Origin of the sequence: Pengzhenrongella frigida (genome assembly GCF_004168625.1) — a bacterium.
Classification (GTDB): Bacteria; Actinomycetota; Actinomycetes; order Actinomycetales; family Cellulomonadaceae; genus Pengzhenrongella; species Pengzhenrongella frigida.
The window spans coordinates 1-16,586 of sequence record NZ_SDWW01000018.1; the positions used below are offsets into that span (position 1 = coordinate 1).

Sequence of the window (16,586 nt, forward strand, 5' to 3'; positions counted from 1 at the left end):
ATCGTTCCAGGTCAGGAGCACTTTTCACGTCATCGACACGACCTCACGCCACCGCGCCATGAAAGCGCGAGGCTAGGGCGGGGCAGCAGACGTTGATCTGCAGCGGACGTTGATACTGGTGCGGTGTCCACGACCCGGTGCCCGTGCCTGAGCGGGCAGACCTACGACGAGTGCTGCGGACGGCTGCATCGCGGGGAGTCCACCGCGCTGACGGCCGAGCTGCTGATGCGGTCGCGCTTCAGCGCCTTCGCGGTCGGCGACGCCGACTACCTGCGCCGCACGTGGCACCCGACCACGCGTCCGCGCGACCTCACGCTCGACGCCGACCTGCGCTGGTACCGGCTCGACATTCTCGCGGCGTCCCTCGGCGGCATCCTCGACACCGAAGGCACCGTCGAGTTCCGCGCGTACTACCGGGGGCCCTTCGGCCCCGGATCGCAGCACGAGGTGAGCCGATTCGTGCGCACCGGCGGCGAGTGGGTCTACCTCGACGGGGTCGGACAGCCCGCCGACCGAGCGTGACGGAGGAGCACCGCATGGCCGAGGGTCCACCGTCGTCCGGCCGGTCCGACTGGGGGTGGCGGCGCGAGACCCCGCTGGGCCGGTTCCTGCGCACGGAGAGCGGCAGCGCGGCGGTGCTGCTCGCGGCCACCCTCGCGGCCCTGGTCTGGGCGAACGTCGCGGGCGCCTCCTACCAGGCCGTGTGGCGCACCGTCCTGTCCGTGCAGGTCGGGGGCTCCGGGGTGTCGATGGACCTCGTCGCGTGGGTGAACAGCGGCCTGATGACGTTCTTCTTCTTCGTCGTGGGTCTGGAGGCGCGCCGCGAGTTCGATGTCGGTGAGCTGCGCGAGCGGCGTCGGGTCCTGCTGCCGGTGACCGCCGGGATCGCCGGCATGGCGGTGGCCGTCGTGCTGTACCTGGCCGTCAACGCCGGCGAGGCGTCGGCGGCGGGCTGGGGCGTGGCGATGTCGACGGACACCGCGTTCGCTCTCGGGATGCTCGCCCTGATCGGCCCGCGGTTCCCCGACCGGCTGCGCGCGTTCCTGCTCACGGTCGTGGTGGTCGACGACGTCATCGCTCTGCTCGTGATCGCGACCGTGTACTCCGAGGCGATCCAGGTCATCCCGCTCGTCGTGGCCGTCGCGCTCTTCGGTGGCATCGTGATCCTGAGCCGGCTGCACGTGCGCCACGGCGTGGTCTACCTCGCGCTCGGGGTGGTCACCTGGCTCGCGCTGCACGACTCGGGGGTGGACCCGATCGTGATCGGCCTGGCGATGGGGCTGCTCACCTACGCCGCCCCTGCGGGACGGGAGGACCTCGAGCGGGCCACCGACCGGTTCCGCGACTTCCGCGAGCAGCCCACCCCGGAGCTCGCCCGCTCGGCCCGCGCAGGCCTGCAGCGGGCCGTCTCGCCGAACGAACGGCTCCAGGACTCGTTCCACCCGTGGACCAGCTACGTGATCGTCCCGCTGTTCGCGCTCGCGAACGCGGGGATACCGATAGAGGGTGAGTTCCTCGCCCGTGCGTTCCGGTCGCCGATCACCCTGGGCATCATCGTCGCGTACGTCCTGGGCAAGCCGCTGGGCATCCTGGCCGGGTCCTGGCTCGTCGCCCGGGCCTCCCGCGGCCGGCTGCGTCCGCCGGTGGGTTGGGCCGCCGTGGCCGGCGGCGGCACCATCGCCGGGATCGGTTTCACCGTGAGCCTGCTCATCGCGACGCTCGCATTCAGCGGGAACGACCTCGAGGAGGCCAAGCTCGGCATCCTCACCGCAGCACTCGGCGCCGCGGGGATCACCTGGGCGCTCTTCCGCATCACCGCCGCGCTACCCGTGGCACGACGGGCGCGCGCCCTGCTCGGGACCGCGGAGCAGATCGTCGACCTCGCGGACCCGGTGCATCCGGACCTCGACCACGTCCGGGGGCCGAGCCAGGCGCCGGTGACGCTGGTCGAGTACGGGGACTTCGAGTGCCCGTACTGCGGCCAGGCCGAGCCCGTGGTCCGCGAGCTGCTCGCCGACTTCGGCGACATCCGCTACGTGTGGCGCCACCTTCCCCTCCTCGACGTGCACCCGCACGCACAGCTCGCCGCCGAGGCGTCCGAGGCCGCCGCGACCCAGGGCGCCTTCTGGGCGATGCACGACCTGCTGCTCGGCCACCAGGGTGCGCTGCTCGTCCGAGACCTGGTGGGCTACGCCGAGCAGCTCGGCCTGGACGTCGCCCGCTTCACTGCCGACCTCGCCCGGCACGCCGGTGCACCCCGGGTCGCACGGGACGTCGATGGAGCGGACCGCAGCGGTGTCTCGGGCACCCCGACGTTCTTCCTCAACGGCAGGCGCCATCACGGCGCCTTCGACCTCGCGACCCTGTCCGACGCCGTCCGGGTGGCCCGGGCCACGGCCGGGATCACGAGCTAGGCCACGCTGCTAGTACCCCTTGTACACGGGCTCGCGCTCCTGGGCTGCGGCGAGGTTCTTCTCCTGGAAGTCCGAGCTCAGCGCGCCGAGGGCGAGGTAGTCGCCCTCGATCTGGAAGTACGTGTCCATGGAGTACTCGTGCAGCCGGTTGGAGATCTGCTTGATGTGATTGACCCCGACCGGTGACTTGGCCGCGATCGCGTCGGCGAGCCGGCGGGCGACGTCGTACGCCGACTCGGCCGGGGCCACCTGGTAGACCATGCCGAGCTCGGCCGCCGCGAGCGCACTGACCGGCTCGCCGAGCATGCAGATCGCCTTGGCGCGCATCGGCCCGACAAGTCGCTGCAGGGCCCACAGCCCGCCGGTGTCCGGGGTGAGGGCGTAGTCGACGAACAGCTCGTGGAAGTACGCCGCCTCGGAGGCGATCACGATGTCGCTCGACAGCAGCAGGTTGCAGCCCCCACCGAGGCACCCGCCCTCGGCGAGCCCGATGATCGGCGTCGGGATCGTGTACATCTTCTTGATCAGGTTCGAGATCTCGAACATGACCTCGCGCGCCGCGGTGAGGTTCTTGGCGAGCTTGGTCTTGATGATGCTGAGGTCGCCCGGACCGAACGACACCGGCCCGGTCCCGCGCAGGATGATCACACGGACGTCCTCGTCCCAGTGCGCCTGGTCGAGGGCCGCACCGTACTCGTCGATGACCTGCTCGGAGAACCGGTTGAGGTTCTCGGGGCAGTCGAACGTGATGGTGGCGACGTGGCCGTCCTTCTCGTAGGTCACGACGTGGTCGTACAGCTTTTCGTAGGGGTACATGAACGTGGCGCTCCTTCAGGGCTGGGCGTGCGGGACGGTCAGCGGGCGACGAGGGTCGGACGGGTGCCGGCGACGATCGCGGCGGTCCGTCCGGTGATCGCCGGGTTGTACGCGGGGTGGGTGAGGATGTAGAACGTGCCGTTCTCCATCTCGGTGATGATGGTCTCGACGGCGGCGTCGACGGGCAGGCCCGCGGGCATGGACTTGGTGACGACCTCGAACCGACGGAGGTAGTCCTCGGTCTGGTAGTACGGGTCGTCGGCGTCGTAGGTGGCCGGATCGCGGTGGCGCAGGCAGTTGTCCAGGTCCGTCTGCACGACGGCGGGACAGATCACGTGCGCGGTCACCTTCGTGCCGGCGGCCTGCAGCTGCAGGTCGAGCACCTCGGTCATCGACAGCGAGGCGAACTTGCTGGCCACGTACGCGGGGGAGTTCTCGACCGTGAGCAGCCCAGCGATCGAGGCGGTGTTGATGATCCGGCAGGCGGTGTCCTGGGCGATCATCTTCGGCACGAACGCCTTGATGCCGTGCAGGACGCCCTTGACGTTGACGTCGAGGAGCCAGTCCCAGTCGGCGAGCGGCTGCTCCCAGATCGTGCCGACCGCGATCACGCCGGCGTTGTTGAAGAACAGGTCGACCGCACCGTAGGTCGCGAACGCCTGGCGGGCGAAGTCCTCCATGGCGGTCGGGCTGCGGACGTCGAAGACGGCCACGACGACGTCGGCCCCCTTGCTCGCCAGCTCCTGCTGCAGCGCGGTGAGGTTCGCGGCGTCGATGTCCGCGAGGGCGAGCTTCGCGCCCGCACCGGCGAACCGGCGGGCAAGCTCCTTGCCCAGGCCGTTGGCCGCGCCGGTGATCGCGACGACCTTGTTGGTGTAGTCCTGCATGACGTTCCTCCTTGAACGAAAAACTGACGGGGTCGAACGGGTGGTGGTGGGGCCGGGCTACGCGAGCTTGCGCTTGATGAGCCCCGCGATGACGTCCATCAGGGCCTCGACCGACGCGCCCCCGATCGCCATGACCTTGGCGTCGCGCCAGTAGCGCTCGACGCCGGTCTCGACGACCGTGCCGACGCCGCCGAACAGCTGGATGGCCTCCCGGGCGACGTACTCGGAGACCTCGGCTCCCTTGACCTTCAGCAGCCGGCCCTGCGCGAGGCACAGCTCGCCGCGGTCGCGTTCGGCATAGGTCGCGTAGACGAGGGCACGCAGCGACTCGATCTCCCCGTACATCCGCACGAGCTTGTGCCGGGACACCTGGAACCGGTCGAACAGTGCCTGCCCCTGCTGCTTGCGCTCCAGGCTGTACTCGAGGGCCATCGCGTACGCGCCCTCCGCGATCCCCAGGCTCACCGGGCCGCAGCTGAGGAACTCCGCCGTCGCGCTGACGAACATCGCCGGCAGGCACCCGCCGAGCGGTCCGAGGAGGCTCTCCTTCGGGATCCGGCAGCCCGTGAACGAGATCGACCCGGTCGCGGAGCCGTGCCAGCCCAGCTTGTGCTCCGGTCGGCCCACGCCCAGGCCCGCCGTGCCGGCCGGGACGAGGAACGCGCTCAGGCCGGTCTTGGTGATCGGGTCGACGGCGTCGGCGGTGACCGCGACGACGACGTACATGTCCGCGACGCCGATGTTCGAGATGAGCACCTTGCTGCCGTCGAGCACCCACTCCTCGCCGTCGAGGACGGCCCGGGTGCTGAACTCGACCTGGTTGTCGCCGCCGACCGCCTCGGTCGACCCGCACGCGAGGATCATCTCGCCGGTGGCCGCGGGCACCAGGTACTGCTTCTTCTGCTCGGGCGTGCCGAGCATCTGGATCAGGCCGCCGGCCAGCAGGCTGTGCGCGCCCATCGCCACCGTGAGCACGGGCAGCGTCTTGGCGATCTCCTCGAGGATCAGCGCCAGCGTCGTCTGATCCGCACCCGAACCCCCGTACTCGGCCGGGACGGTGACTCCCAGGAAGCCGAGCTCGCCGGCCCGCTTGAACAGGTCCACCGGGAACTCGCTGGTCCGGTCGATCTCCAGTGCTACCGGCGCGACCTCCGCCCGCACGAACTCCTTGACACTGTTGAGGATGACTTCCCGATCCTCATTGAGAAACCACATCGTCGTGCTCCCTTGCACCGTCCGGCGAACTGACCTCTCAAGGCTCGCGGACCGCCGGTGGGCGGCCGTCCGCTCCGGTGGTGAGAACGAGACGGAACATGGTCGGTTCCCGACATGGCGCGGGTCCGGGCGCGTCGGTCAGGTCTGCCGGGAGGCGCGGTACGCGCCCGGGGACATCTCGGTGGCGCGCAGGAAGAACTTGCAGAAGTTCGCCGGGTCGACGAATCCCAGCCGACTACCGACCCTCGAGACGGGCAGGTTGGTGTAGGCCAGCAGCCGGCGGGCCTCGAGGACGAGGCGGCCGTCGATCACCTGCTTCGGGCTCAGGCCGGTGGCCTCGACGCTCGCGCGTTCGAGGGTCTTGGAGGAGTACCCGAGCGCGCCCGCGTACGCCTCCACCGTGTGGATCGTCGCGAACGACCGCTCGACCATCGTCAGGAAGGCCCGCGCGACCGGGTGGGGCTCGATCGTCTGCCCGGCGAGCAGGGCCGGTGCCTGGCCGATCCGGATGAGAAAGGCGCGCAGCAGCAGCCGCAGCATCGCCTCGCCCTGGGCCAGGTGGGGACCGGTCGGCCCGAACACGAAGCGCTCGTACTCGCCCTGGAGCACGGCGAGGTGCGCGCGCACGTCGCCGAGGTCGTCGGAGCCGAGGTTCCAGGACACCGGACCGGGGCTCAACGACGTCTCGCTGCCGACGAACGCATCGGTGAAGCAGACGACGGTGCCCTCCACCGCGGGCGGCAGCTCGTGGACGTGCCCCGGACGGATCCACACCAGGGCCCCCGACTCGTGGTGGTGACGGGCGAGGTCGACCACCTGGTCCGCCGAGCCACCGGAGCACAGGATGACGATGTGGAAGTCGGCCCGCACCAGGACCCCGGGCTCGGCCCGGTCCATGCAGCCGCCGGTCGGTCGGAGCGGCGCGACGCACACCCCGAGGTCGACGCGGTTCGGGTGCACGGCAGCGAGCCTGTTGATGGTCTGCTGCGACGCCGTCATTCCTCGACGTTAGGACGCTCACCTGCGCCGACGCCGGGACCATTGGCCCCAGCCGGCCGACCCGAGGTCACAGCCGGGGGAGCACCTGCTCACGCACCTGCTTGCGCAGGATCTTGCCGAGCATCGAGCGCGGGGTGTCGTCGATCTGCACGATGCGACGCGGGACCTTGTAGGCGGCCAGGTGGTCGCGGCAGTGGGCCCGCAGCGCCTCTTCGTCGAGGGTGGCGTTGGCCTCGAGCTCGACGGCCGCGACGACCATCTCCCCACCGCGCTCGAGGGGCTTGCCGACGACGGCGGCATCGGTGACGGACGGGTGCAGGCGCAGCACAGCCTCGACCTCGGAGGGTGCGACGTTGAAGCCGCCCGTGATGATGAGCTCCTTTACCCGGTCCACGATCGTGGTGAACCCGTCCGCGTCCACCGTGACGATGTCCCCGGTGCGCAGCCAGCCGTCCGGGAGGAGGGTCTTGGCGGTCTCCTCGGGGTTGTTCCAGTAGCCCTGGAACACCTGCGGACCCTTGAGCAGCAGCTCTCCCGGCTCGCCCTGCGGGACCTCGATGGTGGGGTCGTGCTGGTCGACGACCTTCATCAGGGTCGAGGGGAAGGGCACCCCGATCGTGCCGGTGCGGCGGGTGGGGTGGAACGGGTTGCCCAGCGCGACCGGGGACGACTCGGTCATCCCGTAGCCCTCGACGAGCAGGCCGCCCGACATGGACTCCCACAGCTCCACGACCGGGTCGGGCAGGTTCATCGCGCCCGAGATGCAGAACTTGCACGAGCGGAGCGAGATCCCCTTCTCCTTCGCGGCCATCGCGGTGCGTTCGTAGATCGGCGGGACCGCGCAGTAGACGGTCGCGGGCGACTTCTTCATCGCGTCGAGGATCAGGTCGGGGTCGAACTTGGGGAACAGCACGAGCAGCGCCTGCTTGCGGATGCCGTAGGTGAGGTACAAGGTCATGCCGAAGGCGTGGAACATGGGGAGGATCGCGTAGAAGATCTCCTTGCGGTACTCCGCCCCGTGCATCCAGGCCTCACCCTGCAGGGCGTTGCTGTAGAGGTTGAAATGGGTGAGCATCGCTCCCTTGGGGCGGCCGGTGGTGCCGGAGGTGTACTGGATCGCGGCCAGGTCGTCCACGCTCGGGCGGGGGTGGGCCGGGTCCAGGCGGCCGCGGCCCAGCAGCTTCTCCCACGCGATCGTTCCGGGCGCAGCGCCGGTCATCGCGTCGCGCGACTCGCGCAGGCTGCGCACCGGCAGGTGCAGGGCAAGGCGCTTGACGGTCGGGAACGCCTTGAGCAGGTTGACCGCGACGATGTGGTCGATCTCGATGTCGGCCGGGAAGGCTCGGATGGCGGGCACGGCCTTGTCCCACGCGATCACCACACGGGCCTGGTGGTCCTCGAACTGGTGGCGCAGCTCGCGGGAGGTGTACAGCGGGTTGTGCTCCACCACGACCGCCCCCAGGCGCAGCACCGCGTAGAAGGCCACGACGTGCTGGGGACAGTTCGGCAGGAGGAGCGCCACGCGATCGCCCGCGCGCACCCCGAGGTTGCGCAGCCCCTCGGCGGCCCGGTCGATCTGGTAGCCGAGCTCGGTGTAGGTCGTCCGGCGCCCGAAGAACTCCATCGCCGGGTGGCTGCCGGCCTCCGCGACGGACTGCTCGAGCATCGCGACGAGCGACTGCGTCGGCAGCTCGATCTCGGCCGGGACACCCGGCTGGTAGTTCTTCACCCAGGGCTGCTGGTCGGTGTTCGACATGGTCATATCCTCCCGCTCTCCGTACCTCCCGGTGGTAGGACGCGCCTGCGCCGTCCCGCGCGCGGCGGCCGGCACCTGCCGCCAGACTGGTCGTGAGCACGAGCGACATCCCGAAACCCGAGGTCCAGCCCATGACTCTCGTGACCCGAGGCGCTGCGTTCCGGCACCGGTTCGGTGGAGTGCTCGCCGCGACGGCTGCCGGCGCAGCCCTCGGCCTCGTCCTCGGCCTGGCCATGCCGCGCGGTCCGATGAACTCCCTCCAGTCGTTGTCGGCCCTCACCCTCGCCGTGGGTACCGGGGTGGTCGCCGGACGGGCGTGGCGGACCCGTTGGGCGGCCCTGCTCACCCCCGCGACCTGCGCGGCCGTCTTCGAGGTCACCCGCTCGGGTGCTCCCGGGCCGAGCGTCGGCGCCATCCGCCTCGAGAGCCTCTACGGCGTCGCTGTGTTCGTCGCCGGGCGCGGTTTTGACGCGTTGGTGATCGGAGCTCCGATGGTCGTCGGTGCGTTCTGGGGTGCGGCGCTCGCCCGACGCCAGCCGGCCGGCCGAGCCTCTCCCGCGCACACGCGGGCCGCGACGGCCGTGCGCCGCGCCGCCCTGGGGCTCGCGAGCGTGGGGGTGCTGGTGATCGTCGTCGGACTCGCGCGCCCGGCGGGGACCGAGGCGATCCTCGGGTCCGACGGCGAGCCGGTGCCGGGCAGCGTCGCCGAGCTCGTGAGCGTCCCGATCGGCGGGCACGACCAGGTCATCATGCTGCGCGGCAACGACGTCGGTGCGCCCGTGCTGCTGTTCCTCGAGGGCGGCCCCGGCGGAACTGCCCTCGGGGCGATGCGGTACTCCGGGCAGGGCCTCGAGGAACACTTCGTGGTCGCGACCTGGGACCAGCGCGGAACCGGCAAGTCGGCGGTCGCGCGCGACCCGGTGGACACCCTGACGGTCGACCAGGCAGTGAGCGACACCATCGAGGTCAGCGAGTACCTGCGGGACCGGTTCCGTGCCGCCCGGATCTACGTCGTGGGCAGCTCGTGGGGGACGACCTTGGGTGTGCTGGCGGTCGCGCAGCGACCGGACCTGTTCCAGGCGTACGTCGGGACCGGGCAGATGGTCGATCAGCAGGAGACGGACACGCTGATGTACGCCGACTCCGTGGCCTACGCCGAGCGCGTCGGAGACGACCGGTTCGCGGACCAGCTGGCCGACATCGGACCGCCGCCCTACACCGACCCGCTCGCCTACCCCCTCGCCCTGTCCTCCAACCCGGACTGGGACGCCTATCCGCGCGGGGCGGACTACGACAACCGGGGTGCCTACCCGACCAGCCTGTTCGTCGCCGAGTACACGCTCACGGAGCAGGTGCGCGCGACGGCGGCCCTCGCGGACACCTTCGCGGCCCTGTACCCGCAGCTCCAGGACATCGACTTCCGCCGCGACGTGCCGCAGCTGGCGGTGCCCGTGTACCTCGTCGAAGGAGCGCACGAGGCGCCCGGGCGCGCCGTGCTGGCCCAGACCTCCCCGTAGCCCGGTCTGCGGAGGCGGCCCGCTGCCGACCCCGGACGTGGGTGCCCGGGCGTGCACCGACCCCGGCACCTGTCGATCCGGTGCCGGGGTCGTGGCGTGCTGAGCTCGGGGCGTGCCGTGCTCGGTCAGGAGGCGGCGACGAACATCTCCGTCGCGTACCAGCCGTAGGAGACGGACCAGGTGCCGCCGACGAGCGAGTCGGACGGGATCGCGAACAGCAGGTCACCCGAGGCCTCGCCGCCCTCGTACAGGTCGCCGAGGTCCGTCGCGTCGTTCTCGATCGAGGCGAAGACGGAGTCGAAGGAACGCCCATCGGCGGAGACGAACTTGACCGTCGTCTCGATCCACGGGGTCTTGGCCTCCGTGGTCAGGTTGCGAAAGGAGACGGGGAGCAGGACATAGGTCGATCCGGCCGGAGCGACCTCGTTGTACTCGTCAGCGGCGATGATCGCGGTGGCGTCCCAGGTCGGCGCCCCGACGGAGGTCTCCCACTCGACGGCACCGCTCTCGTTGACGAACTGCAACCAGTCGCCGTACGCGGCGGGGGTCGTCCGGCTGCCGGGTGCATCGTCGGCCGGAGCCTCCGGCTCGGTGAGCGAGCCCTCGGTCGGAAGGGATTCGACGACGGTGTTGAGGGTGGTGACCGCTGCCGCGCTGAGGACGATCGTCATGATGATCACGATCACGGTCGAGACCGCGGCCACGATCGAGATGATCAGACCGGCGAGCGACAGCCCGGCGCCCTCACCGCCTTCTCGCTTGATCTTCTTGGACGCCAGGATCGACAGGACCAGCCCGGCCGGCCAGAACAGGAACGCCGTGACGAGCCCCCAGATCGCGAGCGGCTCGGTCGGCCTCTTGACCGGCGGCTGGCCGCCGTACTGCAGCGGCGGCTGGCCGCCGTACTGCAGCGGCTGCTGGCCGTACTGGGGCGGCTGCTCGCCGTACTGGGGCGGCTGCTGGCCGTAGGGCGACGCCACGGGCGGCTGGCCGTACGGCGACGCGACGGGCGGCTGCTCGCCGTACTGCGGGGGGAGGGGCTGCTCGCCGTACTGCGGCGGGACGGGGGGCTGGCCGAACGGCGGGACGGGGTGCTGATCGTGGGTCACTGGAAGCTCTCTTGGTTGGGAGGCAAAGGCAATAGATACCCCCTGCCGCCCTGCATCCCGCAAGCCGGCATTGTCCTCGACGTCTGTTCATCCTACCGAATTCGCGGGGATAGAGCGGACCTCGAGAATGCGTCCTGATTGCGTCGGATATGACGGTTGCTTTGTCGGAAATATCCGACACGCGGTTGTCCGAATCCCGTGCCGCAGGAATGCGCCGGAGAATTGTCCGGGCTTCATCTGACGCGGACGGTGACCGGGCAGCCCTCCGGCGGCGAGGCGCCGATCAGCCGATACCTCGCAGCCAGGCGAGCACGGCCAGCACCCGGCGATGGTCGCCGTCGGCGGGCGGGAGGTCGAGCTTGGTCAGCACGCTCCGGATGTGCTTCTCCACGGCGCCGTCGCTCACCACGAGCTGGCGGGCGATGGCGCCGTTGGACCGGCCCTCTGCCATCAGGGCGAGCACCTCACGCTCGCGCGGGGTCAACGTGGCGAGCGGATCGGCGGTGCGGCGTCGGGCGAACAGCTGGGCGACCACCTCCGGGTCGATGACCGAGCCGCCGGCGGCCACGCGGTCGAGGGCGTCCTCGAGCGCTTCCAGGTCCTGGATCCGATCCTTGAGCAGGTAGCCGACCCCGCCTCGCCCGTCGGCCAGAAGGTCGCGCGCGTAGGACTCCTCGACGTACTGGGACAGCACGAGGATGCTCAGGTCGGGTTGATGGCTGCGTGCCTCGACCGCGGCCCGAAGACCGTCGTCGGTGAAGGTGGGCGGCATCCGCACGTCGACCACCGCGACGTCGGGCCGGTGCTCGAGGACGGCAGGCACCAGGGCGCGGGCGTCGTCGACGGCGGCCACGACGCAGTGGCCCGCCTCCTCGAGGAGGCGGACCAGGCCCTCGCGCAGCAGGACGGAGTCCTCCGCGAGGACGATCCGCAGGTGGGGGCTCATCCGTGCGCCGGCCTCAGCATGGGAGCTCGGCGCGGAGCCTGGTCGGTCCGCCCGCGGGGCTGTCCACCGTCAGGGTGCCGTCGAGGCCGGCCACCCGGTCCGACAGCCCCGCCAGCCCGTGACCCTTGGCGAGGTCCGCGCCCCCGACGCCGTCGTCCTCGACCTCCACCCGCAGCACCCGCGTGCCCGACGGCGTGGTGGTCGCGTGGATCCGGACGGAGATCGACGTGGCCGAGGCGTGCTTGGCGGTGTTCGTCAGCGCTTCGCAGACCACGAAGTACGCGGCATTCTCGATCGCGGCCGTCGGGCGTGCCCCCGCACCGAGGTCGACGTCGAGCGTGGTCGGTGAGGCGGAGCGGGCCGCGATCGCCGCCAGGGCGGCCTCGAGCCCGCGGTCGGCCAGGATCGGCGGGGCGATCCCGCGCGACAGCGCCCGCAGCTCGGCCAGGGCCTCGGCGGCCTGGATGCGTGCCTGCCCGAGCAGCTCTCGTGCGGCTGCCGGATCGCGGTCGAGCCGTCGCTCGGCGACCGAGAGGTCCATCCCCAGTCGCACCAGGCGCTGCTGGGGGCCGTCGTGGAGGTCCCGTTCGAACCGGCGCAGGGACTGCGCCTCGGCCGACGCCGCCGCGACGCGTCGGGCGGTGAGGTCCTCGACCTGCAGGGTGAGCGAGCGGCGCGAGGTCACGGTCAGCAGCGTCTGGGCCCACAGCACGTGCAGGTTCGCGCAGCCGCGGAGCACGGGCACGAGCGTCACGGCGAACAGGATGCCGAACAGGAGATTGAGCTGCGACTCGGTGATCGGCAGGTTCAGCAGCTCAACCAGCGTGACGTTCGCGTCGTCGGGGGTCGACGTCGGCAGCCACCGCGACCAGAACCAGTACGTCACGCCGCCGAGCGTGCCCGCCCACCAGGTGACGGCCACGGACCAGGTGAGGAGCGCCAGTGCCAGCAACGAGATCCCGTGCAGCACCTCGGCCCACCGGTCGCGTTCGGTCAGCAGCGCCAGCATCCCGCGCAGCCCACGGTCGCGCCGGCGAGGGCGGGGCGGTCGTGGCGGGGTCAGCGGTGAGCCGCGACGTTCGAGCCGCCACCGCTCGCCGGTGGCCAGTGCGGACGCCGCCGCCAGGGTGGCGACCGCGACGGGGATCCCGATCACGGTGATGAGCAGACCTGCGGCGAGCGACAGCCCGGTGACGAGGACCGTGAACGAGACCAGTGCCACGGGCAGGGACACCAGAAGGAAGACCGTGTCGCGGCCCAGCTGGGCGAGGACGGACGTGGCGGGCGCAGACACCGGTGCCACGGCGAGGGGGTCGGGCGCGGCCGGGCTGAGCGTCGCACCCGGAAGGGCGGCCGTGGGGTTCTGGTTCATGCTTCCGATCCTGGTCTCTGGAGGCCGGGCGATCGATCCGGTGAGCAGGCCTCCTGACGGTAGTGCCAGCCCCCCCCCGCCCCGCCCCGAGCAGCGACGGCGGATTGCCCCGACTACCGCGGATGCGGACGCTCCAGCCGGTCGAGGAGACGGCTGGCCGCGAGCGCGAGCCCGCCGCCGAGCAGCGCCCCGGCCACCACGTCCCCGGGGAAGTGCACGCCCGTGCGGACCCGGGAGTAGCCGACCAGGGCGGCCAGGCCGGTCAGCGGAACGGCCGCCGTCGGCCACTCGTGCGCGACCCCGGTGGCGAAGGCCACGGCGGCGGCCGTGTGGCCGGACGGGAACGAGGTCGACCGCGGCGTGGTCACGATCCACTCCGTGGCCCGGACGGGCTCCGGTGCCCGTTCCGGGCGGCGCCGATGCGTCAGGGGTTTGATCGCGGTGTTGGCGACCAGAGCCGTGAGGCCGAGTCCCGCCAGGCCGTGCACCGCCGACCGCCGCCCCCGGGGGCCACCCGCCAGCGCGAGGGCGGCGGCGGCCGCGAGCGAGAGCTTCGAGTAGTCCGCACCCCGCGTCAGGGCGAAGAGCGCCCGGTCGAGGAGAGGGGCGTTCGGCCTGGTGAGCGCGGCATACGCGGCCTGATCGACCTGACCGGCCGCCGACTGGACCTTGCGCATGCGCCGCTTCACGCACCGCAGACTAGTGGGCGGGCGTCCACTCCGCAGGGTGCGCGGCCTGCGGCGAGGAGGGGCGTTCCACTGGCCGCGACGATCGGGCCGTCCTACGTTTGTCGTCATGGACGCACGTCGCTGGAGCGCCGTCGGAGCGGTGGTGCTGATCGGGGCTGCGGTCGTGGCCGCAGCGGTCACGGCGGTGCAGAACTTCCCGCGCGGGATCATCCTGGTCGCCCTTCTGGCGGGTGCGGTGCTCGCGGCGTATGAAGCCGTCTGGCGCCGCGGCCGGTCCCGAACGCTGCTGCTCGGTGCGGCGGGGGTGCTGCTCGTCGCGGCGGTCGTCGCCACGTTCGTCTGGCAGTTGTGGCTGGACCTGGCGGTGGTGGGCGTGCTCCTGGCGCTGGGGCTGACGCTCGCGAGACGGGCCTTTCGTGCCTCCGTGCGGCTCGACCCGGCCGTACCGCCGCGCCACGCGGTCGTGGTGTGGAACCCCCGCTCGGGCGGCGGCAAGGCGCTCGCGGCGGGCCTGGCGGCCGAGGCGCAGGCCCGAGGCATCGAACCGATCGAGCTGCGGCCGGGGGACGATCTCGAGCGTCTCGTGCGCGACGCCGTCGCGCGCGGTGCCGATGCGCTGGCGGCTGCCGGCGGTGACGGGACCCAAGCCCTCGTCGCCCGGATCGCGGCCGAGCACGACCTGCCCTTCGCCTGCATCCCGGCCGGTACGCGCAACCACTTCGCGCTCGACCTCGGGGTGGACCGGGACGACGTCGTCGGTGCGCTGGACGCGTTCGTCGACGGCGGGGAGCGGCGGGTCGACCTCGCCGAGGTCAACGGTCGCACCTTCGTCAACAACGTGTCGCTCGGGGTGTACGCCAGCGCGGTCCAGGAGGCCGGCTACCGCGACGCGAAGCTGCGCACCCTGCTGGAGACCGCCTCCGCCTTCGGCGGCGCGGGCGGCGATGGCGAGGACCCTGACGGGGCCCAGCGCGAGCTGAGGTGGATCGGCCCGGGCGGCGAACCGCAGAGCCGCGCCGCCGTCATCCTGGTCTCGAACAACCCCTATCGGCTGGGTGAGCTCCTCGGGGCGGGCACGCGCCCGGCGATCGACCGTCACACCCTCGGCATCGCGGTGATGACGGGGCCGACCGGTCGCACGACCGACGGGAGGGCTCGGCCGCCGTGGGAGCAATGGCAGGCAGAGCAGTTCGTCATCGACTGTGCCGGGAAGGTGCCGATCGGTGTCGACGGTGAGGCGCTGGTGCTGTCCGCCCCGCTGGAGTTCACGATCCGACCGGCCGCCCTGCGGGTCCGCCTCGCCCCGCAGCACCCGGGTGCCTCACCCTCGGCCCAGCTGCCCGACGGCCCGGCCGACGGCGTCCGACGGCTGGTCTCGATCGCCGTCGGTCGCCAGCACTGACGGCCCCGGCGCAGCTCAGCCGGGCGCGATGCTCAGGCAGGTCGACCTCCGCCGTCGTCGGCCTCGGTGGACGGCCGCGCCAGCAGCTCGACGAGCGCGATCAGGAGAGCGGCGACCACCGCAACGGTGACCACCAGGGTGGGCGTCGGTGCCGCGGCCAGCACGATCACGAGGCCGGCCAGCGAGACGATCACGACGCGAAGGAACGCCCGGTGCGCATAGAGCCAGGTCCCGACCGGCCCGGTCGTCGCCCCGCGCCCTTCGGCCCACCCCCGCGCCGACCCGAAGCCACGCCCGATCGTGGCCCGCAGGCTGCGTGCAGAGTCGCTGCTCCCGCCGAAGTAGGCCGCCGCGGCGACGACCAGACCGGCGACGGCGACGGTGCGCAGCGAGATCCGGATGAAGCCGACGATCTGGTCGAACACGATCTCGGCGGCGTCGAGGCGGGCCACCTTGCCGGTGAGCGCGCCGAGGTAGAACGTGCGCCCGAAGTACAGGCCGAGCCCGAGCACGAGCATCGAGATCGCCAGCGCGAGGCCGGCGAGGACCAGGGCCCGGGAACGGCGCACCGCGGTCAGCACGCCGCCCGCGATCAGCGCGAGGCTGAGCCACGGCAGCCAGGTGCCGACGACGTCGAGCAGGTTGTAGGCGTTCTGGATCTTCACGAGCTGGGTGGTCTGCACGAGCGTGAACGAGGCGTTGATCGCGGGGATGTTCGCGGCGATCCCAAATCCGCTGTCCACGAGCTGCTGCTTGAGCTGGTCGATCATCCCGGCGAGCTGGATCGTCAGCTGGCCCTGGTCGCCGATCTGCAGGGCCTTGCCGGGGTCGCCCTGCATCACCGCCACGAGCTCCTGGTGCGCGACGCGATTGGCGTCGACCCATGCGGTCTCGAAGGCGTCGGACTCCACCACCGTGGTTGCGGCACGGTGCACGAACGACTCGATGCCGTTCGTCAGCGGCTGTTCCAGGGCGCTCAGGGCCTGGGTCACGCGCGGCGGCAGGTCCTGGTCGCCGAGAGCGCTCAGCGCATCGTTGACGAGGGTCTCGACATCGATCTGATCCATCACCTCCTGGGTCAGGCGGTTCGCGATGGCCGACTGGATCACCGGGTCGCTGGCGAGCGGGCCCACCGTGGCGACGTACCGATCGGTCTCGGTCAGCTCGCGCTGCGCCCAGTGGGCGACCACGGCGACGGGCGCCAGCAGCACCCCGAGGAGGATCAGCAGGACGGAGACGACCGCCCGCACCCGGTGCGGCCGGGCTCGCGCCGGGACCGGGACCTGTGCGCCGGTCGCGGAGGCCGCGCCGGTCGCCGAGATCGCGGCCATCCGCGAGCGCAGGGCGGCGTTCTCGCTCTCGAGCGCCCGGAGGCGTCCGGCGGGGTCCTCGGCAGCGGGCTCCTGGGCAGGGTGCGGGTCGTTCTCTGACATGGCTGGCGTCCCTCCGCGGCGGTGGCACACG

At 71.6% G+C, this 16,586-nt stretch carries 14 protein-coding genes; 4 read left to right on the forward strand and 10 right to left on the reverse strand.

Annotated elements, in window-relative coordinates:
• Positions 1 to 123 precede the first annotated feature (123 nt).
• Both EUA98_RS08955 and nhaA read left to right on the forward strand, forming a co-directional pair.
• Positions 124 to 522, forward strand: a complete 399-nt coding sequence (locus tag EUA98_RS08955) for a YchJ family protein (RefSeq protein WP_130102340.1) — start codon at positions 124 to 126, stop codon at positions 520 to 522.
• 14 nt (positions 523 to 536) lie between these two features.
• Positions 537 to 2,414 carry a Na+/H+ antiporter NhaA gene (gene nhaA, locus EUA98_RS08960; RefSeq protein ID WP_130102341.1) on the forward strand — a complete coding sequence of 626 codons (1,878 nt, stop codon included), beginning with the start codon at positions 537 to 539 and terminating at the stop codon, positions 2,412 to 2,414.
• A 9-nt stretch (positions 2,415 to 2,423) separates the two neighbouring features.
• Here the strand turns inward: nhaA and EUA98_RS08965 are convergent, their stop codons facing one another.
• The 5 genes from EUA98_RS08965 to EUA98_RS08985 all read right to left on the reverse strand — a co-directional run bounded on the left by EUA98_RS08965 (position 2,424) and on the right by EUA98_RS08985 (position 8,087).
• Positions 2,424 to 3,230 carry an enoyl-CoA hydratase/isomerase family protein gene (locus EUA98_RS08965; RefSeq protein ID WP_130102342.1) on the reverse strand — a complete coding sequence of 269 codons (807 nt, stop codon included), beginning with the start codon at positions 3,228 to 3,230 and terminating at the stop codon, positions 2,424 to 2,426.
• Positions 3,231 to 3,268: 38 nt separating this feature from the next.
• The gene (locus EUA98_RS08970) at positions 3,269 to 4,117 is read right to left on the reverse strand and encodes an SDR family NAD(P)-dependent oxidoreductase (protein ID WP_130102343.1); all 849 of its coding nucleotides are present in this window, start codon (positions 4,115 to 4,117) and stop codon (positions 3,269 to 3,271) included.
• A gap of 57 nt (positions 4,118 to 4,174) precedes the next feature.
• A complete protein-coding gene (locus tag EUA98_RS08975; protein ID WP_130102344.1) occupies positions 4,175 to 5,332 on the reverse strand; it encodes an acyl-CoA dehydrogenase family protein in 1,158 nt (385 codons plus the stop codon).
• Positions 5,333 to 5,470: 138 nt separating this feature from the next.
• On the reverse strand, positions 5,471 to 6,331 hold the full coding sequence (locus EUA98_RS08980; protein WP_130102345.1) for a helix-turn-helix domain-containing protein: 861 nt from the start codon (positions 6,329 to 6,331) through the stop codon (positions 5,471 to 5,473).
• 67 nt (positions 6,332 to 6,398) lie between these two features.
• On the reverse strand, positions 6,399 to 8,087 hold the full coding sequence (locus EUA98_RS08985; RefSeq protein WP_130102346.1) for a long-chain-fatty-acid--CoA ligase: 1,689 nt from the start codon (positions 8,085 to 8,087) through the stop codon (positions 6,399 to 6,401).
• A gap of 131 nt (positions 8,088 to 8,218) precedes the next feature.
• Here EUA98_RS08985 and EUA98_RS08990 point away from each other — a divergent pair, with 131 nt between their 5' ends.
• Positions 8,219 to 9,604 (forward strand): alpha/beta fold hydrolase, encoded by a 1,386-nt coding sequence (locus tag EUA98_RS08990; protein ID WP_130102347.1) that lies wholly within the window; start codon positions 8,219 to 8,221, stop codon positions 9,602 to 9,604.
• A gap of 125 nt (positions 9,605 to 9,729) precedes the next feature.
• On the opposite strand, the gene EUA98_RS20245 is transcribed toward EUA98_RS08990, so the two are convergent.
• From EUA98_RS20245 to EUA98_RS09010, 4 genes are all read right to left on the reverse strand, one after another.
• On the reverse strand, positions 9,730 to 10,713 hold the full coding sequence (locus EUA98_RS20245) for a DUF4190 domain-containing protein (protein ID WP_242511364.1): 984 nt from the start codon (positions 10,711 to 10,713) through the stop codon (positions 9,730 to 9,732).
• 283 nt (positions 10,714 to 10,996) lie between these two features.
• Entirely contained in the window at positions 10,997 to 11,659 is a 663-nt protein-coding gene (locus tag EUA98_RS09000) for a response regulator (protein WP_242511365.1), read from the reverse strand.
• 13 nt (positions 11,660 to 11,672) lie between these two features.
• Positions 11,673 to 13,031 carry a sensor histidine kinase gene (locus tag EUA98_RS09005; protein WP_130102348.1) on the reverse strand — a complete coding sequence of 453 codons (1,359 nt, stop codon included), beginning with the start codon at positions 13,029 to 13,031 and terminating at the stop codon, positions 11,673 to 11,675.
• 113 nt (positions 13,032 to 13,144) lie between these two features.
• On the reverse strand, positions 13,145 to 13,720 hold the full coding sequence (locus tag EUA98_RS09010) for a phosphatase PAP2 family protein (RefSeq protein WP_207219022.1): 576 nt from the start codon (positions 13,718 to 13,720) through the stop codon (positions 13,145 to 13,147).
• 106 nt (positions 13,721 to 13,826) lie between these two features.
• Here EUA98_RS09010 and EUA98_RS09015 point away from each other — a divergent pair, with 106 nt between their 5' ends.
• The gene (locus EUA98_RS09015) at positions 13,827 to 15,122 is read left to right on the forward strand and encodes a diacylglycerol/lipid kinase family protein (protein WP_130102349.1); all 1,296 of its coding nucleotides are present in this window, start codon (positions 13,827 to 13,829) and stop codon (positions 15,120 to 15,122) included.
• A gap of 32 nt (positions 15,123 to 15,154) precedes the next feature.
• Here EUA98_RS09015 and EUA98_RS09020 read toward each other — a convergent pair whose 3' ends face one another.
• Positions 15,155 to 16,555 carry a hypothetical protein gene (locus EUA98_RS09020; protein WP_165372776.1) on the reverse strand — a complete coding sequence of 467 codons (1,401 nt, stop codon included), beginning with the start codon at positions 16,553 to 16,555 and terminating at the stop codon, positions 15,155 to 15,157.
• Between the last annotated feature and the right edge of the window lie 31 nt (positions 16,556 to 16,586).